Here is a 24,465-nt window from a genome sequence, read left to right as displayed (position 1 = left end):
GCGGGCACGGCCCGGAGAGGCGGGGTACACGGCGACGGGGGCGGCGCGAGATGTCGGAGACCATGCTGATCCAGGGCCGTTACCGGCTGCTCGACACGATCGGGCGCGGCGGCATGGGGGAGGTCTGGAAGGCGCGGGACGAGTCGCTGGGCCGCTATGTCGCGGTGAAGTGCCTCAAGCCGCTCGGTCGGCACCACGACCCGTCCTTCACCCGCATGCTGCGCGAGCGGTTCCGGCGCGAGGCCCGGGTGGCCGCCGCGCTCCAGCACCGCGGGGTGACCGTGGTCCACGACTTCGGCGAGTCCGACGGCGTGCTCTACCTCGTGATGGAGATGCTCGACGGCCGCAACCTCGGACAGCTGCTGGAGGACAACGGCCACCGGCCCCTGACCGTGCCCGACATCGTCGAGATCGCCGAACAGGTCGCCGCCGCCCTCGCCTACACCCACCAACAGGGCATCGTGCACCGGGACCTGAAGCCGGCGAACATCATGCGCCTGACCGACGGCACGGTGAAGATCTGCGACTTCGGCATCGCCCGGCTCGGCCACGACATCGGCTTCACTGCCCGGCTGACCGGCACCGGCGTCGCCATGGGCACCCCGCACTACATGTCGCCGGAACAGATCGGCGGAACCGAGGTCGACCAGCGCAGCGACCTGTACTCGCTGGGCTGTGTGCTGTACGAACTCGCCACCGGGGTACCGCCGTTCGACTTCGACGACGCCTGGGCGATCCTCGTCGGCCACCGCGACACCCTGCCCGAGCCGCCACGCCGCCACCGCGCCGAACTCCCCGAGTACCTGGAGCGGATCGTCCTCGACCTGCTGGCCAAACTGCCCGAACAACGACCCGATGACGCACACGAGTTGAGCCGTCGCATCATCGCCGGCCGCACGGCGGCGCCGCGGTACGCGCCCACGGTGGCCACCCCGCTCCCCTGGCCCCGCCCGTCCGAGCCGGCCGGTCGTGACGCCCGCCTGCCGTCGTGGACGCGGGGCATGACGACCGGTCACAAGGCGGCGGGGGCGGGAGGACCGCGCACCGCACGCCCGGACGCGGCGGGCGGCCTGACGGGTGAGTGGACCCCACGTCCCGCCGCCGACGGCTCCGCGGAGACCGGGCGGACGCCCGGTGGACGGCCCGTCCCGCCGCCGGAGGCCGTCAGGGCGCTGGCCGACCGGCACCAGGCGGGCCTGAGTCTCGGCCGGCTCGGCCGCTGGGACGAGGCGGGCCAGGCGCACCGCGCGGTCGCCGGCGAGCGCGCCCGCCTCCTCGGCCCCGACCATCCCGATACCCTCGCCAGCCGCTACGAGCTCGCCTTCAGCCTCAGCCGCACCGGGCGCGCCGCCGAGGCGCTGCGCGAGTACAAGCAGGTGGCCGAGGCGCGCATCAGGGCCCTCGGCTCCGACCACCCGGACACACTCGCCGTGCGCCAGGAGATGGCGTACGTGCTGGGTCGCCTGGGCCGCCACTTCGACGCGCACCAGGTGTACACGGCGGTGCTCGCCGCGCGCGAGCGCATCATGGGCCCGGACCACCCCGACACCCTGCGCTGCCGGCACAACCTCGCCTTCAGCCTCAGCCGGCTCGGCCGCCTGGACGACTCCTACCGCATGGCCTGCCAGGTCGCCGCCGCCCGTGCCCGGGTGCTCGGGCCGCAGCACCCCGACACCCTGGTCACCAGGTTCGAAGTCGCCTACGCACTCGGACAGTTGGGACGGTGGGCGGAGGCCCTGGAGACCTACCGCGAGGTCGCCGAAGCACGCGCCCGGGCGCTGGGCTCCGACCACCCGGACACCCTGGCCGCCCGCTACGAGGTCGGCATCAGCCTGGGCCGGCTCGGCCGCAGCGCGGAGGCGCTCCAGCTCTACCGCGCCCTGATCGACGACCGCGCCCGGGTGCACGGCCCCACGCATCCCGAGACCCTGCGCGCCCGCCACGGTTTCGGGGTCAACCTCGGCCGGCTCGGCCGCTGGGAGGAGGCCCTCGCCGAGTCCCGCGACGTGTGCGTGATCCGCGGGCGCGCGCTCGGCCCCGACCACCCCGACACCCTCGTCAGCCGCCGCGAGGTCGCCGTGAGCCTCGGCTGGCTCGGCCGCTGGGCCGACGCGCTCACCGAGTACCGCGCCGTGGCCGACGCCCGCGAGCGCGTCCTGGGCGCAGACCACCCCGACACCCTCTCCAGCCGCACCGACGAGGCCCACTGCCTGGAACAGCTCGGCCGCGGCGGGGAGGCCGTCGAGCTGTACCGCAGGGTCGCCGTCCTGCGCGGGCAGCGCGCGGCCGACGGGCCCTAGGGTCCGTCGGCCGACCGAGCCCTGGTCGAAGTGGATCACCGCGTGTTACGAAGGACCATGAGCACACGCGAGGGACACGGGACGTACGACGCCGTCATCGTCGGCGGAGGGCACAACGGACTGGTCGCCGCCGCCTACCTGGCCCGGGCCGGACGGTCGGTGCTCGTGCTGGAGCGGCTGGACCACACCGGGGGCGCCGCCGTCTCCACCCGCCCGTTCGCCGGTGTGGACGCACGGCTGTCCCGCTACTCCTACCTGGTCAGCCTGCTGCCCCAGAAGATCGTCCAGGACCTGGGCCTGGACTTCCGGCTGCGCACCCGCACGATCTCCTCGTACACGCCCGTCGTGCGCGCGGGGCGGCCCACCGGTCTGCTCGTGGGCGGCGGCGAGGAGCGCACCCGCGAGGCGTTCGCCCGGCTCACCGGCTCCGACCGCGAGTGGGAGGAGTGGCAGCGCTTCTACGGCATGACCGGCCGCCTCGCCCGCCGGGTCTTCCCCACGCTCACCGAGCCGCTGCCCACCCGCGACGAACTGCGCCGCCGCGTCGACGACGAGGAGGCCTGGCGGATCCTGTTCGAGGAGCCGATCGGCGTCGCCGTCGAGGACCGCTTCGCCGACGACCTCGTACGCGGCGTGGTCCTCACCGACGCACTCATCGGCACCTTCACCGACGCCCACGACCCGTCCCTGGCACAGAACCGCTGCTTCCTGTACCACGTGATCGGCGGCGGCACCGGAGACTGGGACGTACCGGTCGGCGGCATGGGCGCCCTGACCGACGCCCTCGCCGCCGCGGCCCGCCGGGCCGGCGCCGTCATCGCCACCGGCCACGAGGCGGTACGGGTGGCGAGCGACGGGCGCGCCGCGGAGGTCACGTACCGCACTCGCGACGGCGAGGGCACCGTCGGCGCCCGGCACGTGCTGGTGAACGCCTCCCCGCAGGCCCTGGCCGCGCTGACCGGCGACGAGCCGCCGGAGCCCGCCGAGGGGGCCCAGCTGAAGGTGAACATGCTGCTCAAGCGGCTGCCCAGGCTCCGCGACACGACCGTCGACCCGCGCGAGGCCTTCGCCGGCACCTTCCACATCGCAGAGGGGTACCGGCAGCTCGCCGACGCCCACGCCCGGGCCGCCGCGGGTGAGCTGCCCGCCGCGCCGCCCTCCGAGATCTACTGCCACTCCCTGACCGACCCGACCATCCTCGGCCCCGACCTGGTCGAACAGGGCTACCAGACGCTCACCCTGTTCGGCCTGCACACGCCCGCCCGGCTCTTCGCGCGGGACAACGACGCCGTACGCGAGGAGCTGTTGAAGTCGACCCTCGCGCAGCTCGACGCGCACCTCGCCGAACCGCTCGCCGACTGCCTGGCCACCGACGGCGACGGACGGCCCTGCATCGAGGCCAAGACCCCGCTGGACCTGGAGCGGGACCTGGGCCTGCCCGGCGGCAACATCTTCCACCGGGAGCTGAGCTGGCCGTACGCCCAGGAGGGCACCGGCCGCTGGGGCGTGGAGACCCTGCACGCCAACGTGCTGCTGTGCGGCGCGGGCGCGGTGCGCGGCGGCGGGGTCAGCGGAGTGCCCGGGCACAACGCCGCCATGGCGGTACTCGAAGGGCGGGGCGCTTGAGGACGCACAACTCGCCCTCGCGCGCCCGGCGTGGAGAGGACCGGCGCCCCGCGGCCGGCGTGGTGAAGACCCGCGCCCCGCGCCCCCGCACGCCCCTCCGCTACCGGATCGCGGCGGTGTCCGCGGCCGCGGCGGGCAGGGTGTGCAGGGTTCCGCCGGAGGAGGCGGCGTGAACGCTGCGGCCACCGGGGGAGCAGGCCGTGGCCAGGATCTGGTCACTCATGCATGGTTGCGCTCGCTTACCCGACTTCGAGGGCCAGCAGTTGAAGACCCCCGATACGGCCGCCGACGCCCGCGGAGGCGGTCGGCGGCCGTTGTTGCACGTGAATCAGGCATGGAACGGCCAGGTGTCGATCTCGTCAGTCCGCGGAGGCCCTCCAGCCCTTCGCCTCGATCTGGGCCGAGTCCGCCGGGCGGGCCTCGTCGAACAGGACGGCGCGGCCGGTCTCGACCCGCTGAGCGTCGACGTAGGCGCCACGGCCCACGTACAGGCGGTCGGTCGTGTACCGCCAGCGCAGGGTCAGCCGCCCGGCCGCCGGGAGGTCGGCCGTGAGCCCGTGCCAGACCCGGCCCGAGTAGCCGGTGGCGATGCCCGCGGGGTGCCGCTCCGGCTCCTCGCCCCGGTGCCCGGTGGTGAACGGCACCGGCTGCCAGGTGGCGCCCCCGTCCGTCGTGCACTCCAGGACGAGCACGTCAGACCCGGGCTCGGTGTCCCACCACAGGTCGCACCGCAGCCGGGCGCCGCCGGTGGAGGTGTCGAGCGCGGGGAGGGCCAGAGTCGCCGTCGTGGCGTTCGCCATCCCGGAGAACCACGCCGTGCGGCCCCGCGTCGGACGGACCGGTACGGCCCGTGCCAGGTCGTTGCCGGTGGCGACGCGCGGAGCGGAGCCGGAGCGCCAGTTGCGCACCGGGTGCACGGAGTTGCCGAGGACGACCAGGAACGAGTCGGTGGTCGGGTCGAGGACCAGCGACGTGCCCGTGAAGCCGGTGTGCCCCGCGGTGCGCGGAGTGGCCATCGCGCCCATGTACCAGTGCTGGTGGAGCTCGAACCCCAGACCGTGCTCGTTGCCGGGGAAGGCGGTGTTGAAGTCGGTGAACATCAGCTCCACCGACTCGGGCCGCAGGATGCGGGTGTGCCCGTACGCGCCGCCGTTGAGCAGCGTACGGCCCAGGACCGCGAGGTCCCACGCGCAGGAGAACACGCCCGCGTGCCCCGCCACACCGCCGAGGCTGAAGGCGTTCTCGTCGTGCACCTCGCCCCACACCAGACCGCGGTCCAGGCCCGACCAGGGCTTGCGGGCGTCCTCGGTGGCCGCGATCCGTGGCTTCCAGGAGGCGGGCGGGTTGTAGCGGGTGCGGTCGAGGCCGAGCGGCCCGGTGATCCGCTCGTGCAACAAGGTGTCCAGCGCGCGTCCGGTGACCGCCTCCAGGACCAGCTGCATCGAGATCATGTTCAGGTCCGAGTACAGGTACGCGGTGCCGGGCGGGTTGATCGGCGCCTCGTTCCAGACGAGTTCCAGTTTCCCCTCGTACGTCGGGGCGTTGTACAGCGGGATCCAGGCGCGGAATCCCGAGGTGTGGGTGAGGAGTTGGCGGATGGTGACGTCCTGCTTGCCCGCGCGCCCGAAGTCCGGGAGGTAGGACGCGACCTTGCCCTCCAGCTCCAGCGTGCCCCGCTCGAGTTCCTGCACCGCGAGCATCGAGGTGAACAGCTTGGAGATCGAGGCCAGGTCGAAGACGGTGTCCCGGGTCATCGGTATCTGCTGTTCCGCCGGGAACTCCACGGCGGTGTCGGTCTTCTCGTCGTACGCCGAGTAGCGCACCGCCATGCCGATCGGCTCGTGCAGCGCCACGGTTGTGCCGCGCCCGGCGAGCAGCACGGCACCCGCGTACCAGGGATGCATCGGGGACGGGCCGAGGAACGCCTCGGCATCCTCGACGAGTTGGCGCAGCGGAGTGGCGAGCAGACCGGCCCGCTCGGGGGATCCGTGCCGCAGGGTGGGGCTGCCGTTCGCCGGCGCGGCGGCGGCCGGGCCCGCGGGCAGGGCCGCGAGCGCGAAAGCACCACCCAACGCCAGTGTTCCCAAGCCCAGTTGGCGGCGTGTCAGCCCGCCTGCCGCTCTGCCTGCCGCGCCGTCGGTCGTCATGAGGCCTCCCGCCCACCGTCTGAAAGTATCTTTCGGGGATGGTCGTGTGCGGTGAAACTTTCGTGTCAGGCGGGGGCTGTGTCAACGGTGCGTGCGCGCCTTGGGAGAACTGACCATACGTCAACTCATCACGGGCGGGCGGTCTCACGGAGGTTCTTGACCTCCCGCCGCGCCGGACCCAGGATCATCTGTCATGACCCCTGGACACGGCAGCACGGTCGACGGAGTCCTGCGGCGCAGCGCCCGCCGCACCCCGGCACGCGTCGCCGTCGAGTACGGCGAGCGCTCCTGGACGTACGCCGAACTCGACGACGCCGTCTCCCGCGCGGCGAACGTCCTGCTCGGCCAGGGCCTCGCCCCCGGCGACCGGGTCGGCGCCTACGGCCACAACTCGGACGCCTACCTGATCGGCTTCCTCGCCTGCGCCCGAGCGGGCCTGGTGCACGTGCCCGTCAACCAGAGCCTCACCGGCGACGACCTCGCCTACATCGTCGGCCAGTCGGGCAGCGCCCTGGTCCTCACCGACCCGGACCTGGCCGGACGACTCCCGGACGCCGCAAGGGCGTTGCCCCTGCGTGACGCAGGGGACTCGCTGCTCGCCCGGCTGCCGTCCACACCGCCCTACGACGGCCCCGAGCCGCGCTCCGAGGACCTCGTGCAACTGCTGTACACCTCGGGCACCACCGCCCTGCCCAAGGGCGCGATGATGACCCACCGGGCGCTGGTCCACGAGTACCTGAGCGCGATCACCGCGCTCGACCTCGCCGCGGGGGACCGCCCCGTCCACGCGCTGCCCCTCTACCACTCGGCGCAGATGCACGTGTTCCTGCTGCCGTACCTCGCCGTGGGCGCGACGAACATCGTCCTCGACGCGCCCGACGGTGACCGGATCCTCGACCTGGTCGAGGCCGGACGCGCGGACAGCCTGTTCGCCCCGCCCACGGTCTGGATCGGGCTGGCCAACCGCCCCGACTTCGCCACCCGCGACCTCGGCGGACTGCGCAAGGCGTACTACGGCGCGTCGATCATGCCGGTGCCGGTCCTGGAGCGTCTCCGGGAACGCCTGCCGGAACTCGCCTTCTACAACTGCTTCGGCCAGAGCGAGATCGGCCCCCTGGCCATGGTCCTCGGACCCGACGAGCACAAGGGCCGCATGGACTCCTGTGGCCGGCCGGTGCTCTTCGTGGACGCCCGCGTCGTCGACGAGGACGGCAAGGACGTCCCCGACGGCACACCCGGCGAAGTCGTCTACCGCTCACCGCAGTTGTGCCAGGGCTACTGGGACAGGCCCGAGGAGACCGAGGAGGCGTTCCGCGAGGGCTGGTTCCGCTCGGGCGACCTCGCCGTGCGCGACCCGCACGGCTACTACACGGTCGTCGACCGGGTGAAGGACGTCATCAACTCCGGTGGCGTACTGGTGGCTTCGCGCCAGGTCGAGGACGTCCTGTACGCGCACCCGCGGGTCGCCGAGGCGGCCGTGGTCGGCCTTCCCGACGAGCGGTGGATCGAGGCCGTCACCGCGTTCGTCGTCCGCTGCGGCGAGGTCACCGAGGCCGACCTGATCGCCCACGCCCGTGAGAAGCTGGCGTCGTTCAAGACCCCCAAGAAAGTGATCTTCGTGGACGCACTGCCGCGCAACGCCAGCGGGAAGATCCTCAAGAGGGAACTGCGCGACCGGTTCGGCGCGCGGTGACCGCGTACCCGTCGGCGGAGGCCGCCCCCGGCGTTCCCGCGCTGACCCTGCGCCCCTGGTGCGCTGCGGACGCCGCCGACCTGGTGGAGGCGTACCGGGACGAGACACTGCGCCGCTGGGGCGGTCCGGCCGTGGAGGACGAGACCGGCGCGGCCCGGTGGATCCGGGAGCGGCAACGGGACTGGGAGGCGGGGGACCGCTTCGCGTTCGCAGTCCTGGAGGCCCAGGGCCCCGAGGGCCGGGAGGGGCCCGAGGCGCGCGAGCGGTTGGTGGGCCACGCCGTCGTCAAGGGCGTCCGCCCCGGCGCCCCGTCCGCCGAGGTTGGCTACTGGACCGCGGCGCACGCGCGCGGCAGGGGAGTGGCACCCCGGGCCCTGCTGGCCCTGACCGACTGGGCCTTCGCCAGGTTCGCGGACGGGGGGCTGACCCGGCTGGAGCTGCTGCACCAGGTGGACAACACGGCTTCCTGCCGGGTCGCGCGGAAATGCGGCTACGAGCAGGCCGGGATCCTGCCGGCGGCGCCGCCCGACTACCCGCTCGACGGCCATCTGCACATCCGCGCACGGCTCCCGACGCGGTCTGACGCCCCTCCTGAAAAGTCCCCCTCACGTGGCCTGTTGACGCCGGGACTCGATGGCTAGGCTGACCCGCGGACGACGATTGGGGAGGAGCACGGACGTGGCCGAGACAACTGTCCAGCAGCACCCGCTCGCGGGATGGGACAAGCCGGAACTGGATCTCAGCAGCGCGCAGTGGCAGTCCAGCAGCGGCGGGCTGGGAGATGTCCAGATCGCCTTCGTCGAGGGATTCATCGCGATGCGCAACGGCGGCAGCCCGGAAAGCCCCTCCCTGATCTTCACCCCCGCGGAGTGGGGCGCGTTCATGTCAGGTGCGCGGCACGGGGAGTTCGATCTCACCTGACCGGACGCGACAGGGGGTGTTTCCCCTCGTGTTCGGGGACAGGGGACCTTGAAAGCCCTGCAGGGGCCGGCGGCCGAGTGACGCCGGCCCCGCGGGGAGGTCGCCATCCGGAGGAGAGGAACTCATGAGCACCCCACCGGTCGTCGCCGCCATCGACGGCTCCGACGACAGCCTGCGCGCCCTGGACTGGGCCCTCGACGCCGCCCGGCGGCGCGGGGCGCCCCTGCGGGCGGTCCACGTCCGTCAGTACGCGGCCCTGGCCCAGCCCGACGTCCTCGTCGCCGGACCGCCCGGCGACGACGGGGATCCGGTGCTCGACCAGGCACGCGCCCACCTGGGCGAGCGCACCTCCGGGACGGAGGTCGAGTACGCCGGTCTTGACGGGTTTCCGGGCGCGCTGCTGCCCGAACTCGGCGCCAACGCACAGCTGTTGGTACTCGGCTCACGGGGGCGCGGCGGCTTCGCCAGCCTGCTGCTCGGCTCCAGCAGCCTGGCCGCGGCCCGCGACGCCGAGTGCCCGGTCGTCGTGGTGCCCCGGCCCGGCCGCGAGGTCCACGGCGAGACGGCGGCCGGCCCGGGGCCGCGCGTGGTCGTCGGTGTCAACGCCGACAGCCCCGACGAGGCCTTGCTCGACTTCGCCTTCACGGAGGCCGCCCTGCGCGGGGCCCGGCTGCAGGTGGTCGCCGCCTACCCGTGGCCGCCCCCGGCCTGGGCGGCCCCGGCGGAAGTCACCACGCTCATGGTCGACCAGGACGCCGTGGAGAACGAGACCCGGACCCTGACCGAGGGCTTCCTCACCCCGCACCGCGCCCGCCACCCCGACGTGCTCGCCGAGCCCCACGTGGCGCCCGGCGACGCGGCCGGCCTGCTGGTCGCCGCCTCCCGCGACGCCGAACTGGTCGTGGTCGGGCGCCACCGCCGGCGCCTGCTGGCACCGGCCCGCATGATGGGCTCCGTCACCCAGGCCGTCCTGCTGCACGCGGCGAGCCCGATCGCGGTGATCCCCCCGTCATCGCCAGAGGAGTGACGACGGCCGCTCGGGTGACGGCTGGTGGGTGGCGCTGGTCACCGGGGAGTACGACAGGTTCCTGTCGCAAGGTGATGGCGCGGTCGCGGTCGAGGGGGGACCAGGAGGTGCGGCAGGTTTTCGTGTTCGGGCGATGTCGCCGTCGCCGTCGCCGCGGGAGGGGGTGACGGCGACACCGCCTGGTCACGGCGACCGGCTCCCCTGCCGTCGGCACGAGGCCGGACTCGCCGGGCCGGGACGCGCGGCGGTTCGCTCCGGTCCTCGCCCCGACCACCTCCGCCACGACGGCCGGCGTGGCACCTCCGCCGACCGGCCGCCGGCACCGAACCGAGCGCCGGGGCACCCGCCCCCGCCGCCGACCCCGCGCTCCTCGTCCACGCCGTGCGGCTTCCTCGTCCACGCCGTGCGACCCGGCCCGCCGAGCGACGCCGGCACCGACCCGCCCGCCGCGCGCACTCACATCCCGCCCACACGGCACTGGACCGAGGAGGCGGGCCACACCGCGGACGCGGTGGGGCTCGCTCACACCGCCCACGCGGTGGGGCCCGCCCATGCCGCTGATCGTCTTCCCGACCAGTGCCGACGGCCGGCGGAGACGAGCCGCCACCACGCGCGCCACCGTGTGCACGGCGCCGGGTGATTCCACCCCCGGTCGGTGGCCTCCCTCACGCCACGTGACAGGCCGGGGCACGTACCATGGCGGCATGTCGTTCCTCCGCCGCCGCAACGCCACGCCCGCCGGGCCCGACTTCGACGTCCTGGCCATGGACCCGGGCGACTGGCCCGGCAACCTGGGCGCCGGTCTGCTGCCCGCGCCCGACGGCACCTGCCAGGGCGTGTTCCTGCGTTACGACCTGTTCGGCGGCCGCGGCACCGCGATGATCATCGGCAATCTGCCCGAGGGCTCGGTCGCCCGCGAGGTCGCCGAGGGCGAGGTGCCCTTCGAGGTGGCGCAGCTGCTGCTGGCCCTGGAGAACGACGAGGAGGTCACCGTCGTCGGCAGCGAGGACATGCCCGTGCTCCAGGGCGACAACCTCCTGATCGTGCGCCGGCTCAAGCTCTCCGAGAGCCGTATCTCCTGCGTGCAGTTCGACCGCAGCGACGGCGTCCTGGTCACCATCGCCGCCTGGGACCGGCCGATCACCGACGACCTGTACGCCCTGCTCAAGCCGCTGCCCGCCGAGCTGTTCCAGCAGGGCTGACCGGGCGCCACGCGAAAGGGCCGGCCCTCACGGGACCGGCCCCTCACGTTCTCGTACGGTGGACGACCTCGGCCCGCTACCGGGACGACGGCTCCACCCGCACGTCCGCGGCCCGCACGAACGCCACTCGGTGGCCGAACTGGATCTGGTAGTACATGTCCTTGCCGACCACCACCCGGTGCGAGTCCGTGGTGAAGGTGGTCGAGTAGTAGTACTCACCCGGTTGCAGGTCGCCCACCGCGTACGTCTGGCCCGCGAGCAGCTTGTACGGCAGCGGCGACACCGCCTGGACGGGCACGCCCGCCGGATAGGCCCCTGCCTCCGGGTAGGCCCTGCCGTACACCGGCACGCTGTCCAGCCCGGCCTTCGGGGTCACCACCGTTCCGGCCGCGTCCACCGCCGTCTGCTGCTTCTCCGGGTTCTGGAACCAGGCCTTCTGGCCCAGGTACCAGATCGCCGTCCAGTCGCCCTGCCGGTCGGCGACCGCGTACTGCTGCCCGGTCTCCACCCGCGAGGCCACGTCGTTCACATCGATCGTCGACGGGCTGCCGCCCGGCCTGAGGCCGATGTCCTTGATCAGCGGCGAGGAGGTGTCGGGCTGCGAGTACAGCCGCACCTCGCTGGAGCCGTGCGCCGCGCACGGCTGGCCGCTGGTGACGCAGCCCGTGTACTCGGGCCGGTTTGCCTCGTAGTCGGGGCGGATCGTCACCAGGCCGCCGTTCTTGCCCGCGGAGGGCTCGAACGGGCGGCCCAGCAGCTTGAAGTAGTGCCGCCAGTCCCAGTACGGGCCCGGGTCGGTGTGCATGCCCGGGATGTTCGCGGTGGTCGGCCCGGGCACGGTGTCATGGCCGAGGATGTGCTGCCGGTCCAGCGGGATGTCGTACTTCCGCGCGAGGTACTTCACCAGCCGCGCCGAGGACCGGTACATCGCCTCCGTGTACCAGGCGTCCGGCGAGGCGAGGAAACCTTCGTGCTCCAGGCCGATCGACTTGGCGTTGATGTACCAGTTGCCCGCGTGCCAGGCCACGTCCTTGGCCTTCACATGCTGGGCGATGTGCCCGTCGGTGGAGCGCAGCGTGTAGTTCCAGGACACATAGGTGGGGTCCTGGATCAGGTTGAGGACGCCGTCCCAGCGGCCCTCCGTGTCGTGGATGACGATGTACCGGATGGACTGCGCCTTCGGCCGGTCGCCCAGATCGTGGTTGCCGTAGTCGTCACCGCCGAACTCCTCGTACGGCGCCGGGATCCACTCGCAGGACACCGAGGCCGGGCACTCCGTACCCTTCGCCGAGCGGTACGACAGGGCCGTCATCGCCAGCTGGGCGGTGCGAGGGGCGACGCCGGGCCGCGCGGCCAGGACGACCCGCTGGCCCGTATCGGTGGTGCGCCGCTCACCGGAGCGGATCACGTTGTACACATCGTCGGCGTAGGCCGCCGCCGTCGCGCGGTCGTCCGCGCCGGAGAACCGGGCCACCGCGCCGTACCAGGCAGCCGGATCCGCGCTCAGCGGCTCGCCGAGCTTCTTCTGGGCGGCCGCCAGCAGGGCCGCGCCGCCCGCGATGTTCGCCGACTCGTCCGCACGCAGCCGCCCGGCGGGGATCCCGGTCAGCTCGGCCGCCTCGGGCAGCGTCTTCAGCCGGGCGGGCAGGGCCGACTCCGCCGGCACCTTCGCCTCGGGGCGCAGGGCGGCCCGCGCGTCGTCCCCGCGCGCGTCCTCCGTGCCCTCGCCGTGGTGCGGGGCCTCGGCGAGCGCGGTGCGCGCGTCGGTCAGGTGCATCGGCCCGTAGCCGCCGGTCACGCTCGGGGCGCCGTCGTGCCCGTCCCAGCGCGACTGCAGATAGGACACGCCCAGCAGGACGCTGAGCGGCACGTGGTACTCGGCGGACGCGGATGCGAACGCCCGCTGTAACCTGCCGGTGTCATCCGTGGCGGCGCCCGCGGACGGGGTGCCGCCCAGCAGCGGCAGCAGCAGCGCCGCCGAGGCGACGACTCCCGCCGCGCTGCGCGTGCTTCTGCGTCTCGGCAGGGGTCGGGGGTCGATGGCGGATCCTCGCAATGCAGCCTCCTGGGGCGCTCGGGCGTAGCGGGGCGTGCGGGGTCGGCGTGGATCAGTGGTACCGGTTGTCCGACGATCCGTCAATCATGCGCGCAGCAAGGCGATTTCCCATGTCAAGCGGCATCTCGGCGAGTTTCGGCACGACGCCCCCAAGGCCTGCGCGGCGTCAGTGGCTTACACCAATGGCCCCTGCGGCCGCTACTCCGAAAGAGCCGAACGAGAGCCGGGCAAGGGGGGCGAAGGGGGCGGCCGGCGGAGATGTCCGGGCATGACAAAGGACCGCGGGCACCCGGGTCGATGGGTGCCCGCGGACCGTTGTCCCCGTCAGCGAGTGCCGACGGCTGCGCGTACGGCCCGGCGGGCCAGTTGGCAGTCGTCGTGGAGCCGCCGCAGCAGCAGCCGCTGTTCCTCGCCGGACGGAGCAGCACCCGGGTGGGCCGTGCCCGGTGCCGCCGGGGCCGTATCGTGCATGGAGCGCTGCACGGCCGTCTCGTAGGTGCGGATCTCCCGGGTGAGCACGAGCATCAGGTTCACCAGGAACGCGTCCCGCGTGGCGGGGCCCGCCGACTGGGCGATCTGGCTGATCTGCCGCCGTGCCAGCGGCGCGTCCCCGAGAACCGACCACAGCGTCGCCAGGTCGTAGCCCGGCAGGTACCAGCCCGCGTGCTCCCAGTCCACCAGCACGGGACCGGCCGGGGAGAGCAGGACGTTCGCGAGCAGCGCGTCGCCGTGGCAGAACTGGCCCATGCCCTGCCGGCCCGCGGCGTGCGCGATGCCGTGCAGCAGCTTCTGCAGGTCACCCAGGTCCCGGTCGGTGAGCAGACCCAGCTCGTGGTACCGGGAGATGCGGGCGGCGTAGTCCAGCGGGGCGTCGAACGTGCCCGCCGGCGGCCGCCAGGCGTTCAGCCGGCAGATCGCGCCCAGGGCAGCCCCGATGTCCGCCCGGGGCGGGGCCTCCACCGGGTGCCGTTGCAGAGCGGCCACCCGTCCCGGCGTCCGTTCGATCACCAGCGTGCAGTTGTCCGGGTCCGCCGCGATCAGCCGGGGCACCCGGACCGGGGGCCGATGCCGGACGAACGAGCGGTATGCGGCTATTTCATGCCGGTACCGCTCCGCCCACGCCGGGGAGTGGTCGAGTAAGCACTTGGCGACAGCCGTGCTGCGGCCGATGGTGCCGACGAGGAGCACGGACCGGCCGCTGCGGCGCAGCACCTGCACCGGAGAGAACTCCGGGCAGATCCGGTGCACCGAGGCGATCGCCGTGCGCAGTTGCGCGCCCTGCGGGCCGGACAGGTCGAGTCTCCCGCTCAATGGTTGTGTGCCGGGCCCCACGGCGTGCCGCGTCCGGCCGGCACCGAGCCCGGGGGCCGCCGGACGAAGGGGGTCGAGGTGGGGGCCGCCGGTGCCCGGGCGGGCACGCAGCGACCGGGGCGGGGCGGACACGGAGGACGATGCTGCATACATGTGGCGGGACCGATCCCTTCGTGTGCCTGATGCTTCAGCGCGCTCCCGGCCCGGCGCCCGGGTGCACCCTGGGGAATGTCCCTCGGCGACCGGGTCGGGGTGGCGCGTTCCTACCTGACACCCGGTGCGCACTGGCACACCATGTGGCGCACCCTGGCGAACCCTGGCGAATAGTCGCCCGGCAAGTCGCGGCGGGTCTACTGTCAACTCAGCCGAGTACCTGGGGGCTTGACGTGACAGGACAACCCAACACCCGTCTCGCGGACCTGTTCGGCCTGGCCGGCTGGTCCAAAGGGGAACTCGCGAGGCTGGTCAACCGGCAGGCGGCGGCCATGGGCCACCCCCAGCTGGCGACCGACACCTCTCGGGTGCGGCGCTGGATCGACATGGGAGAGATCCCGCGCGATCCCGTACCGCGAGTGCTGGCAGCCCTGTTCACCGAGCGTCTCGGCCGTGTCGTGACCATCGAGGACCTCGGTCTGGTGCGGCACGGGCGTACAGGGAAACGGCAGGTCGACGGGAGTGCGGAACATCCCGACGGAGTGCCGTGGGCGCCCGAGCGCACCGCCGTGGTCCTCACCGAATTCACGGGAATGGACCTCATGCTCAACCGACGCGGCTTGGTGGGCGCGGGCGCCGCGCTCGCCGCGGGCTCCGCACTCAGCAGCGCCATGCACGACTGGCTGCAATCCGATCCGACACTCAAGGCAGACACTCCAGCCCTCGACCATCCCCTGCACGCCGACCCCGCTGGGTTCGACCGCTACGACGCCGCCCCCATCGGGTCGCAGGAGATCGAGGAACTCGAACGCTCGGTGGAGGTGTTCCGAGCCTGGGACGCCGCCCGCGGCGGCGGGCTGCAACGCAAGGCCGTGGTCGGCCAGCTCAACGAGGTGGGCGGCATGCTCGCCTACCGCCACCCATCCCACCTCCAGCGGCGCCTGTGGGGCGTCGCCGCCAACCTCTCCGTCCTCGCCGGCTGGATGTCCCACGACGTCGGCCTGGAACCCACCGCCCAGAAGTACTTCGTCATCGCCGCCCATGCCGCCAGGGAGGGCGGCGACCGGCCGCGCGCCGGGGAGGCGCTGTCCCGCGCGGCGCGCCAGATGGTGCACCTGGGCCGGCCCGACGACGCGCTGGACCTGATGAAGCTCGCCCACTCCGGCGCGGGTGACCGCCTCCAGCCGCGCACCAAGGCGATGTTCCACACCATCGAGGCCTGGGCCCAGGCCTCGATGGGCAAGGGCCAGGCGATGCGCCGCACCCTCGGACAGGCGGAGGACCTCTTCGTCTCCGAAACCGGCGACGCGGAGCCGCTCGACTGGATGCAGACCTTCAAGGACGAGGACCTGTACGGGATGACGGCGCTCGCGTACCGCACGCTGGCGGAGCACGACCCGAACGCGGCCGCGCACGCCCAGCACTACGCGGAGAAGGCCCTGTCCCTGCGGGTCGACGGACGCGAGCGGTCGAAGATCTTCGACCATCTGTCCATGGCCTCCGCCTGCTTCATCGCGGACGACCCCGAACAGGCGGACCGGTACGCACGGTTGGCCCTGATGGCGATGGGATCGAACTCCTCCCGCCGCACCTGGGACCGGCTGCGCGAGATGTACCGGCTCACCGCCGAGTACGCCACCTATCCGAAGGTCGGCGAGTTGCGGGAGGAGATCCGGCTGGCCCTGCCCAAGCCGAAGGGCAGGAACACGGGCAGCGCACCGGCGTAGGGTCCCGGTTCCGTACGCGGGCTACGACGTCACTCGGGCGACCAGCACGCAGGCGTCGTCCTCGCGCCCGGTTCCGCCGAACTCCTCCACGACCGTCCGTAAGCACTCCTGCGCGCGGCGCGCCGCGGTGAACCGCGGGGCCAGGTCGAGCAGGCGGTGTGCGGTGGCCGTCCTTCCCTCACGCTCGGCTGCGCCGGAGCGCGCGGACTCCCGTCGCGGCACCAGTCCGTCGGTGTGCAGCAGGAGCAGGTCGCCCGTCTCCAGGGTCTCCTCGGCCTGCCCGTAGGAGGTTCCCGAGGCGGCGCCGAGCAGGACGCCGTCCGGGGCGTCCAGGATCCGCCCCGTCCCGCCGCGGAACAGCAGCGGGGCGGGGTGTCCTGCCCTCGCCCAGGTCAGGGTGCGGGTGGCGGGCCGGTAGCGGCAGCAGACGGCGCTGCCCAGGGCCGGCTGCACGGTGGCGTCCAGCAGTTGGTCGAGCCAGGTCATCAGCTGTCCCGGCCGGGCCCCCGCCATCGCCATGCCGCGCAGGGAACCCAGCAGCATCGCCGTGCCCGAGGTCATGCCCGGCCCGCGGCCGGTGAGTCCGCCGACGCTGAGCAGGGTGTCGCCGTCGGCCAGTTCCAGCGCGTCGTACCAGTCGGCCCCGATCGGCGTGCCGGTGGAGGACGGCAGGTGGTGGGCGGCCAGGTCGAGCCTCGGGCGGCCCCGGCGCGGGAGCCGCAGGGAGCCGCGCCACGGGGGGAGCGCGGCTTCCTGCGGCTCGACCGCGAGCCGGTGCTCGGTCTGCGTGCGACGCCGGTGGCGGTGCAGCGAGTCACGGGTCTCGCGCACCGCCGACTGACTGAGCCGCAGTTCGCTGACGTCCCGCAGCACCGCCCACATCGAGGCGGTGCCGCCGTCTGCGTCGAGCACGGGCTCGCCCATCATGTGCACCGCGCGGACGGCTCCGTCGGGCCGCACGATGCGGAACTCCCCGTCGATCGGCTTGGCGTCGACCAGGCAGTCGGTGACCATGGCGGTCAGCCGGGGCCGGTCCTCGTCCAGCACCACGGAGGGCAGTTCGTCGAGGGTGAGTGGGGGAACGGCGGGGTCGCGGCCGAGGATCAGGAACAACTCGCCCGACCAGGCGGCCTCGTCCGTCAGCAGGTTCCACTCGGCGCTGCCGACCCGGCTGAGCAGTGGACCGTGCGGTGGGGCGGTCGGCGTGCCGGACTCGGCCGCCGGTGCCGTGTGCACCGGTTCCGGGCCGTCCCGTAACTGCGCCAAGTGCTCGCCAATATCGCTGAGTTGGCGCAGCGCCAGGTCGCACAGCGCACGCTCCCACCGGCCCCGTGGATCCGAGGCGTCGCCCTGAGCGTCCCGCCGTACGGCGTCCACCTCGCCCTTGAGCCGGCGCGCCTGCGATATCAGCGCGTCGACCGGCCCGCGCCCTGGTGGCTGGGCGGGGGAGCGGTCCGCGGACACGTGGGGCGGCATGGCGCACTCCGATGCGGGGACGGTAGGGCCGAGGCGGCGGGAGGGACCGCTACGACTGTTGCACAGCCGGCGGCGCCCCGTAAGGGATTTGGCAAGACGCGATGCGAGGGTGCATCCGGCATATGCCACAGTCTTCCCCGGGCGGCTGACCGGCACTTTTGGTGTAGCCGCCCCGGTGGCCAAGGCGTAGACGACGTACGCGATTTGGCGGTCGTTCGGAGGCGGTGCCCGGATATTCAAGCGTGTGTTCTACGGTCGTGTGTTCCCTCCCGGCGGGCTGCCTGCCGCCGATCACCGAAGAAGTGACGTAGGTCACATGGATTGGTTGGGGCTCATGCGTAATGCGAACGGCCCCTTCGGGCTCCTAAGGACAACGGCACAACCGGCCGACCTGACGACCCGCAGGGGAGACCGACCATGGACACCACTCTCGAGCAGTCCGCCCGCGCCCGCCTGATCACCGCGGACGGGCGGGAACTCCCCGTGCCCGCCACCCTGCGCTACGCCTCCACCGACCCGCTGGCCGTGCACGTCGACTTCCCGCCCGAGGCCTCCCTCGACGGCGAGGCGGTCTCGTGGACCTTCGCCCGCGCCCTGCTGGAGGAAGGACTCGAAGGGCAGGCCGGGGCCGGGGACGTGCACCTGTGGCCGTGCGGAGGGTCCCGTACCGTGCTGGAGCTGCACTCGCCCGCCGGCCTGGCCCTGCTCCAGTTCGACACCCCGGCGCTGCGCCGCTTCCTGCTGCGCAGCTACGCGGTGGTCGCGTCCGGCCAGGAGGACCTCGCCACGGCCGTCGACCGCGGTCTGAGCGCCCTCTTCGGCACGGTCTGACCGGGCGGCCCGCCGCGCCGGGCCTCCCCGGAGGGGCCCCGGTGCCCGGCGCGGCCGTGCCCGCGCCGGCGTCAGTAGCGCAGCACTCCGGCGATCCCCTGCGCGTCGCCCAGGGTGCCGTCGGGAACGAAGCGCACGTCCGCGCCCGTCTCCAGGCACTGCTCGACGATCTCGTCCACGATGTCCTCGCGGGCGCCCGGCTCCTCGCTCTCCGCCGGAACCAGATGGCCGCCGGCGGAGTCGCGCACCGTCACGCGGTAGTTCTCCTCGACGGCCAGCAGCCGGATCCGGCCCTCCCGCGCGGTCTGCCAGACCTCGTCGACGCCGGCCGCGTACTCCTTGCGTCCGCGGGCCCCCTCCAGTTCCCGGGCCACCGCCTCGGTGTCGCCCCGCGTCTCCTCGCCGTGCACGGGCCCGATCGCCCGCCAGACGGCCTCGGGGGTGGCGTGCGCCAGACCGCCGTGCTGGACGGGCACCGCGCACTTGGCGACGCTGCCGACCTCCTCCAGGGCGGACAGCGCGGCCGGCTCGCCGGTGATGTACAGCCGGCGCGGATGCTCGCGCAGGACCGCGCTCATCGCGCCGTCCGCCTCCCGCAGGAACTGGCGGGTGCTCTGGTCCCGGAACGTGCTCGGCGCGTCGCCGATCTGCATCCGGCGCTCGGCGTCGAAGTTCTCGACGAGTTTCCTGGTCAGCGGGAAGCCGCCGGTGTGGTCCTCCGTGACCCGGTCGACGCCGCCGCTCCACAGCGTCACGCGGTCCGCGGAGACGGACAGTATCCAGAACGGGCGCTCGGCGGTCCGCGCGGAGACCAGGTTGCGGGTCAGGAAGGTGTCCGAGAGGACCACGCGCTCCGGAACGGTACGGGTCAGCGACCACACCTGGTGCTCGCCCGGGGCGGCGAAGATCGCCAGTCCGTCCTCGGCGTACGTCAGGTCCACCTCGGCGAGCGCCTGGTCGAGCTGCCGGACGACGTCGTTGCGCTGCTCCCGGCTGACCTGGGGGTTGGTCTCCAGTTGCCGCTTGGCCTCGGCCACGACGTTGCGCAGCCGGACCGGATCCTGTGCGTTGTCGGGCTCGCGGCGGTGTGTCGGCGTCAGCACCGACACCGCCGGGTAGGGGCGCGGACGCCGCAGCTCGGTGAGGATCGAGGGACTCAGCTCGTGCTCCATGACAGCACGATAGGTCCGATTCGCACTTCAGGCATTCGGGGCAACTCGACTGGCGCGCGGGGCCTTTCGCTGGTACGGCGCCGGAGGTGCCGCGGGCCCTGCGGCGTGCCCCGTCCGGGACCGCCCGCGAGCCGGGTCGCACGGGTCGGCGCGGCCCCGTTCGCCGACATTGGAGAAGTCTTTGCCCTTGCCCGGTTCCCGGCGCTCCACCCCTGGTACGAGGCCCTTTCCGCAATGTTCCGGAAGCAAAGTGCGGCCGGAACGAGCGGGCCACGGTGGCAACCGGGTGACGTCCGCGTTGACCGCGCTGGCCGCCCTCCGCCTGGCCGAGCAGGGCGAGAAGGTGCGCAGCTTCGCCGTCGATTTCGTCGGGCAGAGCGACCACTTCGTCGCCGACGACCTGCGCGCCACCCCCGACACGCCGTTCGTGCACGACGTGGCGCGCGCCGCCGGCACCGACCACCAGGACATCGTGCTCGACGCGCACGCCCTCGCCGACCCGGAGATCCGCCGGAAGGTGGTCCGCGCCCGCGACCTGCCGATGGGCTTCGGCGACATGGACTCCTCCCTGTACCTGCTCTTCCGCAGCATCCGGGACCACTCCACCGTCGCCCTGTCCGGCGAGTCCGCCGACGAGGTCTTCGGCGGCTACCAGCAGTTCTTCGACGAGGAGGCGCGCCGCGTCGACACCTTCCCCTGGCTGGTGCGCTTCCAGCGCGACTTCGGCGACGACGCCGGTGTCCTGCGCCCCGACCTCGCCCGGGCCCTCGACCTGCGCGCCTACGTCGCCGACGGCTACCGCACCGCCATCGGCGCCGTGAGCCGCCTCGACGGCGAGAGCGACTTCGAGTTCCGGATGCGGCAGATCTGCCACCTCCACCTGACCCGCTTCGTCCGGGCCCTGCTCGACCGCAAGGACCGGATGAGCATGGCGGTCGGCCTGGAGGTCCGCGTCCCCTACTGCGACCACCGCCTGGTCGAGTACGTCTACAACGCGCCCTGGGCCCTGAAGTCCTTCGACGGCCGGGAGAAGAGCCTGCTACGGGAGTCGACCGCGGACCTGCTGCCCAAGTCCGTCTACGACAGGGTCAAGAGCCCCTACCCGTCCACCCAGGACCCCAAGTACGCCCTCGCCCTCCAGGACCACGCCAAGGACCTGCTCGGCCGGCCGGGGCACCCGGTCTTCGACCTCGTGGACCAGGAACGGCTGCGCCGCCTCGCGCACAGCGACACCCCCCTCGGCGGCAACCAGGCGGCGCGACGCGGCCTGGAGCGGACGCTCGACCTGGCCGTCTGGCTGGACCTGTACCAGCCCCGGATCGTCTCCGGCTGAGGCCGGTCAGCCGCTCGCGTCCGGCTCCCGGTCCGCGCCGCACGAGCTGCCGTCGGCCGGCAGGGAGCCGTACAGCAGGAAGTCGTTCACCTTCTTGTGCACGCACCGGGAGGACAGGTACCCGGTGTGCCCGTCGGCCCGGTTGTCGAGCACCACGGCGGACGGGCCGAGCCGCCGCGCCGTCTCCAGCGTCCAGCGGTACGGGGTCGCCGGGTCGCCGCGGGTGCCGACCAGCAGCATCCTCGCCGTGTCGACGTTCTTCACCTTCTCGCGGATGAAGTCGGTGCCCTTGGGACGGCCGTAGCACATCAGCAGCTCGTTCAGCCGGGCGCGGCCGAAGACCGGCGAGGCCTGCTCGTACTCGGTACTCAGCCGGCCGAGGTCCCTGGTGAGCTGCGCGGCGCCGGGCCGGTCGGGGTCGTCGGCGCAGTTGACCGCCATGGTCGCGGCGGGCTGGTTGTCGGACGGTATCTCGGCGGAGCCGACCAGTCCGCCGTCCGCCGGACGCGGCGCGCTGCGCCGTTCCGGCAGGGCGCCGCCCCCGGCGGTGAAGGCCTCGATGCCGTGCGTGTCACCGTCCTCCACCAGGGAGGCCATCGCCCGTTCCAGGGTGGGCCACAACCGCCTGCTGTAGAGCGCCTGCCCGACGGCCCGGGCGAGGTCCTGCCCCGACAGCCTGCCGCCGAACCCGTTCGGCACCGGGTTCGCGTCGAGCGAGCGGACGAGCTGGACCATCTGGTCGCCGGCCGCGCGGCGGTCGTCGCCCAGCGGGCAGGCGAGGTCCCGCACGCACCAGTCGAGGAAGTCGTCGAGCGCGGTCTGCTGCGCCTCGGCGGCGACCAGCCCCTGCTCCGCCGGCGGCTCGGTCAGGGTGTCGACCCCGTCGAGGGCCATCCTGCCGACCTTGCCGGGGAACAGCGCCGCGTACACCGCGCCGAGCCGGGTGCCGTAGGAGAAGCCCAGGTAGTCGAGCCGGTCGTCGCCGAGCGCCTGACGGATCACGTCCAGGTCCCGGGCCGCGTCGACGGTGCCCATGTGCGCCTGGACCGGGCCCGAGCGCCGGGCGCACTCGGCGGCCGTCCGCTGCCAGGCCGTGAGTTTCTCGCGGGCGACCTTCGGGTCGCCGAGGTTCCCGTTCCCACTGGTCAGCTGCGAGGCCCGGTCGTCCGTGCCCAGGCCGCAGCCGACCGGAGAGGACCTGCCGACGCCCCGCGGGTCGAAGGCGACCACGTCGTAGCCGTTGGTCAGGTCCATGAACCGTCTGCCGTCGTTGGTCAGTCCGGGCACGCCCGCGACACCGGGGCCGCCGAAGTCGAGCAGCACCGAGCCCCGCGAGGGGCCGGTGGCCCGGTAGCGGGCCAGGGCGAGGTCGAGGCTGCCGGCGCCGGGGTGCGCGTAGTCGAGGGGAACGGTGACCTTGCCGCACTGCATGTCCTTCGGGGCGCCCGCCTCGCACGCCGACCACGCCACCCTCTGGCGGTAGAACCGGTTCAGGTCCGGCACGTCGCCGTCGGCCCCCGCGGGCAGTCCCGCGCCGAGAAGGACGAGCGTGGCGGCCCCGACGCACGCACCGCGCCGGGCCGCGCGCCGCGTCGACAGCTTGGCCAGCATGGGCGCCTCCAGCAACGCTCCGCCGCGGACCGGGAACAGGCCTTCGCCCACCTTAGGAGGCCCCTTTGAACGCCGCCTCCCGGCGGCCGGCCGCACGGTCGCCGCACCGGGACCCACCGCCCGGCATCGGCGGCTTCGCGCACGTTCGATAACAGGCCCCCCGATGGAGTGAAAGGACGACAGGCCATAACCCCAAATCCTTCACCAGCGTTTTACGGGATGCGGGTGAGCGCCCGCGACCATGTCTGGAAGGCAGGGAACCTATGAAACGGGTCACCCGGAACAGTGTGATCGCCGTGGCCGCCGCCTCCGGCGCGATGGCGATGGCCATGCCGGTGTCCGCCTTCGCGGCGGACGGCGGCGCCGCGGCGGAGGGTGCCGCGGTCGGCTCGCCCGGTGTGCTCTCCGGCAACACCATCCAGCTGCCGGTGGACGTTCCGGTGAACGTGTGCGGGAACACCGTGGACGTGGTGGGGCTTCTCAACCCCGCGGCGGGCAACCGGTGCGCCAACGCGTCCGACGGGAGGGACCGGAAGCCGGCAGCCGACGGCGCGGCGGCACAGGCAGGCTCACAGGATTCCCCGGGTGTGGTCTCCGGCAACACCATCCAGCTGCCCGTGCACGTTCCGGTGAACGTCACCGGCAACAGCGTGAACGTGGGGGGCATCGGCAACCCGGCCTCCGGCAACACGTCCACCAACACCCCGGGCGACCACGTCGCCCCGACGCCTGTGCCGCCCGTGCGGTCCGAGCCGCAGCCGCTGCCGAGGCCCGTGACGCATCCCGAGCCCGCGGCCGTGCCCCAGGCGCAGGCGTCGCTCGCCCACACCGGCGCGGATCAGACCGTGCCGGTAGCGGCCGCGGGGGCGGCCCTGGTGCTCGGCGGAGCCGTCCTGTACCGGCGTTTCCGGCCCGCCGCGTACCGCTGACGCGGCCCGCGACCGCGGCGGAGGCCCACCGGACCTGACCGGTGGGCCTCCGCCCGGTGGGGACCACGCCCGAGGGACCCGCACCGTAAACCTGTTGCCGTGGACGTCTGCGGTCTGTTCCAGTCGGCGTATGGATCACACCGCGGTACTCGCCCTGTACGACCGGGACCTGCGCGAGGGCGCTCGCCCCGACGGCCCCGGCCTGCGCGTGGAGCGCGCCGGGAAGGTGGTGCGCCAGGTCGGCGCGGAGCAGGACTGGAACGGCGTGCTGTGGTCGGACCTGGACGAGGCCTCCGTGGACGCCGCGATCGCCGAACAGACGGCCCGCTACGGCGAGTCCGGCCTCGCCTTCGAGTGGAAGGTGTACGGGCACGACCGCCCCGCGGACCTCGGGCGGCGCCTGCTGGCCGCCGGCTTCACCCCCGAGCCGCAGGAGGCGCTGATGGTCGGCGAGATCGCCGATCTGCACCTCGACGCCGACCCGCCCGAGGGCGTCCGCCTGCGCACGGTCACCGACGAGGCGGGTGTCGACCTGCTGGTCGGCGTGCACGAGCAGGCGTTCGGTACGGACGGCTCCCGTCTGCGCCACCGCCTCCTCGCCCGGCTCGCCGCCGAGCCGGACACGCTCGTCGCCGTCGTCGCCCTCGCCGGTGACGTGCCGGTGAGCGCGGCGCGCATGGAGCTGGTGCCCGGGACGCCGTTCGCGGGCCTGTGGGGCGGTGGCACCGCAGAGGGCTGGCGGGGCCGGGGCATCTACCGCGCCCTCGTCGCCCACCGCGCTCGTGCCGCCGCCGACCGCGGTTACCGCTATCTCCAGGTCGACGCCTCCAGCCAGAGCCGCCCCATCCTCGAACGCCTCGGCTTCGTCGCGCTGACCACCACGACGCCGTACGTGTACGAGCCGTGAGCCGCCTCCCGGACCGAACGGGGTCGCCGGCTCAGCGGTGACC

The 24,465-nt window shown here is 73.3% G+C and carries 18 protein-coding genes and 1 pseudogene; 12 read left to right on the top strand and 7 right to left on the bottom strand.

Going from position 1 to position 24,465, the window contains the following annotated elements; translation table 11 throughout:
• Positions 1-50 precede the first annotated feature (50 nt).
• A complete protein-coding gene (locus tag ACWEK3_RS11810; RefSeq protein WP_453249592.1) occupies positions 51-2,300 on the top strand; it encodes a tetratricopeptide repeat protein in 2,250 nt (749 codons plus the stop codon).
• Positions 2,301-2,357: 57 nt separating this feature from the next.
• Positions 2,358-3,926: a phytoene desaturase family protein gene (locus tag ACWEK3_RS11805; protein ID WP_453249591.1), complete on the top strand. Its 1,569-nt coding sequence runs from the start codon at positions 2,358-2,360 to the stop codon at positions 3,924-3,926.
• A gap of 100 nt (positions 3,927-4,026) precedes the next feature.
• On the opposite strand, the gene ACWEK3_RS11800 is transcribed toward ACWEK3_RS11805, so the two are convergent.
• A complete protein-coding gene (locus tag ACWEK3_RS11800; protein WP_453249590.1) occupies positions 4,027-4,149 on the bottom strand; it encodes a hypothetical protein in 123 nt (40 codons plus the stop codon).
• A gap of 136 nt (positions 4,150-4,285) precedes the next feature.
• A complete protein-coding gene (locus tag ACWEK3_RS11795) occupies positions 4,286-6,073 on the bottom strand; it encodes a serine hydrolase (protein ID WP_453249589.1) in 1,788 nt (595 codons plus the stop codon).
• Between the two features lie 193 nt (positions 6,074-6,266).
• Here ACWEK3_RS11795 and ACWEK3_RS11790 point away from each other — a divergent pair, with 193 nt between their 5' ends.
• The 5 genes from ACWEK3_RS11790 to ACWEK3_RS11770 all read left to right on the top strand — a co-directional run bounded on the left by ACWEK3_RS11790 (position 6,267) and on the right by ACWEK3_RS11770 (position 10,916).
• Positions 6,267-7,766, top strand: a complete 1,500-nt coding sequence (locus tag ACWEK3_RS11790; protein ID WP_453249588.1) for an acyl-CoA synthetase — start codon at positions 6,267-6,269, stop codon at positions 7,764-7,766.
• Positions 7,763-8,407, top strand: a complete 645-nt coding sequence (locus ACWEK3_RS11785; RefSeq protein ID WP_453249587.1) for a GNAT family N-acetyltransferase — start codon at positions 7,763-7,765, stop codon at positions 8,405-8,407. Before ACWEK3_RS11790 ends, ACWEK3_RS11785 begins: the two co-directional genes overlap by 4 nt.
• A gap of 37 nt (positions 8,408-8,444) precedes the next feature.
• Positions 8,445-8,687, top strand: coding sequence for a DUF397 domain-containing protein (locus tag ACWEK3_RS11780; protein ID WP_365432440.1), 243 nt, complete (start codon positions 8,445-8,447; stop codon positions 8,685-8,687).
• Between the two features lie 124 nt (positions 8,688-8,811).
• Positions 8,812-9,714 (top strand): universal stress protein, encoded by a 903-nt coding sequence (locus ACWEK3_RS11775; RefSeq protein WP_453249586.1) that lies wholly within the window; start codon positions 8,812-8,814, stop codon positions 9,712-9,714.
• A 704-nt stretch (positions 9,715-10,418) separates the two neighbouring features.
• Complete coding sequence (locus ACWEK3_RS11770) at positions 10,419-10,916, top strand: hypothetical protein (protein ID WP_141364343.1); 498 nt, start codon at positions 10,419-10,421, stop codon at positions 10,914-10,916.
• Positions 10,917-10,992: 76 nt separating this feature from the next.
• On the opposite strand, the gene ACWEK3_RS11765 is transcribed toward ACWEK3_RS11770, so the two are convergent.
• Positions 10,993-12,972 carry an N-acetylmuramoyl-L-alanine amidase gene (locus ACWEK3_RS11765; protein ID WP_453249585.1) on the bottom strand — a complete coding sequence of 660 codons (1,980 nt, stop codon included), beginning with the start codon at positions 12,970-12,972 and terminating at the stop codon, positions 10,993-10,995.
• Positions 12,973-13,296: 324 nt separating this feature from the next.
• Positions 13,297-14,436, bottom strand: a complete 1,140-nt coding sequence (locus tag ACWEK3_RS11760; RefSeq protein ID WP_390728676.1) for an aminoglycoside phosphotransferase family protein — start codon at positions 14,434-14,436, stop codon at positions 13,297-13,299.
• A gap of 233 nt (positions 14,437-14,669) precedes the next feature.
• Here ACWEK3_RS11760 and ACWEK3_RS11755 point away from each other — a divergent pair, with 233 nt between their 5' ends.
• The gene (locus ACWEK3_RS11755; RefSeq protein WP_450545731.1) at positions 14,670-16,163 is read left to right on the top strand and encodes a DNA-binding protein NsdB; all 1,494 of its coding nucleotides are present in this window, start codon (positions 14,670-14,672) and stop codon (positions 16,161-16,163) included.
• 21 nt (positions 16,164-16,184) lie between these two features.
• Here the strand turns inward: ACWEK3_RS11755 and ACWEK3_RS11750 are convergent, their stop codons facing one another.
• Positions 16,185-17,639 (bottom strand): PP2C family protein-serine/threonine phosphatase, encoded by a 1,455-nt coding sequence (locus ACWEK3_RS11750; RefSeq protein ID WP_453249584.1) that lies wholly within the window; start codon positions 17,637-17,639, stop codon positions 16,185-16,187.
• A 417-nt stretch (positions 17,640-18,056) separates the two neighbouring features.
• On the opposite strand from ACWEK3_RS11750, the gene ACWEK3_RS11745 reads away from it, so the two are divergent.
• Entirely contained in the window at positions 18,057-18,470 is a 414-nt protein-coding gene (locus ACWEK3_RS11745; protein ID WP_390728673.1) for an SsgA family sporulation/cell division regulator, read from the top strand.
• Between the two features lie 71 nt (positions 18,471-18,541).
• Here ACWEK3_RS11745 and ACWEK3_RS11740 read toward each other — a convergent pair whose 3' ends face one another.
• Positions 18,542-19,642: a baeRF3 domain-containing protein gene (locus tag ACWEK3_RS11740; protein ID WP_390728672.1), complete on the bottom strand. Its 1,101-nt coding sequence runs from the start codon at positions 19,640-19,642 to the stop codon at positions 18,542-18,544.
• 292 nt (positions 19,643-19,934) lie between these two features.
• Between ACWEK3_RS11740 and ACWEK3_RS11735 the strand changes: the two are divergent.
• A pseudogene (locus ACWEK3_RS11735) lies at positions 19,935-20,975 on the top strand (asparagine synthetase B family protein); the annotation flags it as partial.
• 6 nt (positions 20,976-20,981) lie between these two features.
• On the opposite strand, the gene ACWEK3_RS11730 reads toward ACWEK3_RS11735, so the two are convergent.
• Positions 20,982-22,586: an alpha/beta hydrolase gene (locus tag ACWEK3_RS11730; RefSeq protein ID WP_450545757.1), complete on the bottom strand. Its 1,605-nt coding sequence runs from the start codon at positions 22,584-22,586 to the stop codon at positions 20,982-20,984.
• A gap of 263 nt (positions 22,587-22,849) precedes the next feature.
• Here ACWEK3_RS11730 and ACWEK3_RS11725 point away from each other — a divergent pair, with 263 nt between their 5' ends.
• Together ACWEK3_RS11725 and ACWEK3_RS11720 are read left to right on the top strand one after the other, a co-directional pair.
• Complete coding sequence (locus ACWEK3_RS11725; protein WP_450545725.1) at positions 22,850-23,515, top strand: chaplin family protein; 666 nt, start codon at positions 22,850-22,852, stop codon at positions 23,513-23,515.
• A 130-nt stretch (positions 23,516-23,645) separates the two neighbouring features.
• Positions 23,646-24,422: a GNAT family N-acetyltransferase gene (locus ACWEK3_RS11720; RefSeq protein ID WP_450545723.1), complete on the top strand. Its 777-nt coding sequence runs from the start codon at positions 23,646-23,648 to the stop codon at positions 24,420-24,422.
• Positions 24,423-24,465 lie beyond the last annotated feature (43 nt).

This window comes from Streptomyces sp. NPDC004721 (assembly GCF_053601495.1).
This window is presented reverse-complemented; position numbering and strand designations above follow the sequence as displayed.

Bases quoted from the DNA above. Each gene is read 5' to 3' on its own strand.
- ACWEK3_RS11810 (WP_453249592.1), top strand. From the start codon at position 51: ATGTCGGAGACCATGCTGATCCAGGGCCGTTACCGGCTGCTCGACACG.
- ACWEK3_RS11805 (WP_453249591.1), top strand. From the start codon at position 2,358: ATGAGCACACGCGAGGGACACGGGACGTACGACGCCGTCATCGTCGGC.
- ACWEK3_RS11800 (WP_453249590.1), bottom strand. From the start codon at position 4,149: ATGAGTGACCAGATCCTGGCCACGGCCTGCTCCCCCGGTGGCCGCAGC.
- ACWEK3_RS11795 (WP_453249589.1), bottom strand. From the start codon at position 6,073: ATGACGACCGACGGCGCGGCAGGCAGAGCGGCAGGCGGGCTGACACGC.
- ACWEK3_RS11790 (WP_453249588.1), top strand. From the start codon at position 6,267: ATGACCCCTGGACACGGCAGCACGGTCGACGGAGTCCTGCGGCGCAGC.
- ACWEK3_RS11775 (WP_453249586.1), top strand. From the start codon at position 8,812: ATGAGCACCCCACCGGTCGTCGCCGCCATCGACGGCTCCGACGACAGC.
- ACWEK3_RS11770 (WP_141364343.1), top strand. From the start codon at position 10,419: ATGTCGTTCCTCCGCCGCCGCAACGCCACGCCCGCCGGGCCCGACTTC.
- ACWEK3_RS11760 (WP_390728676.1), bottom strand. From the start codon at position 14,436: ATGTATGCAGCATCGTCCTCCGTGTCCGCCCCGCCCCGGTCGCTGCGT.
- ACWEK3_RS11750 (WP_453249584.1), bottom strand. From the start codon at position 17,639: ATGCCGCCCCACGTGTCCGCGGACCGCTCCCCCGCCCAGCCACCAGGG.
- ACWEK3_RS11745 (WP_390728673.1), top strand. From the start codon at position 18,057: ATGGACACCACTCTCGAGCAGTCCGCCCGCGCCCGCCTGATCACCGCG.
- ACWEK3_RS11740 (WP_390728672.1), bottom strand. From the start codon at position 19,642: ATGGAGCACGAGCTGAGTCCCTCGATCCTCACCGAGCTGCGGCGTCCG.
- ACWEK3_RS11730 (WP_450545757.1), bottom strand. From the start codon at position 22,586: ATGCTGGCCAAGCTGTCGACGCGGCGCGCGGCCCGGCGCGGTGCGTGC.
- ACWEK3_RS11725 (WP_450545725.1), top strand. From the start codon at position 22,850: ATGAAACGGGTCACCCGGAACAGTGTGATCGCCGTGGCCGCCGCCTCC.
- ACWEK3_RS11720 (WP_450545723.1), top strand. From the start codon at position 23,646: ATGGATCACACCGCGGTACTCGCCCTGTACGACCGGGACCTGCGCGAG.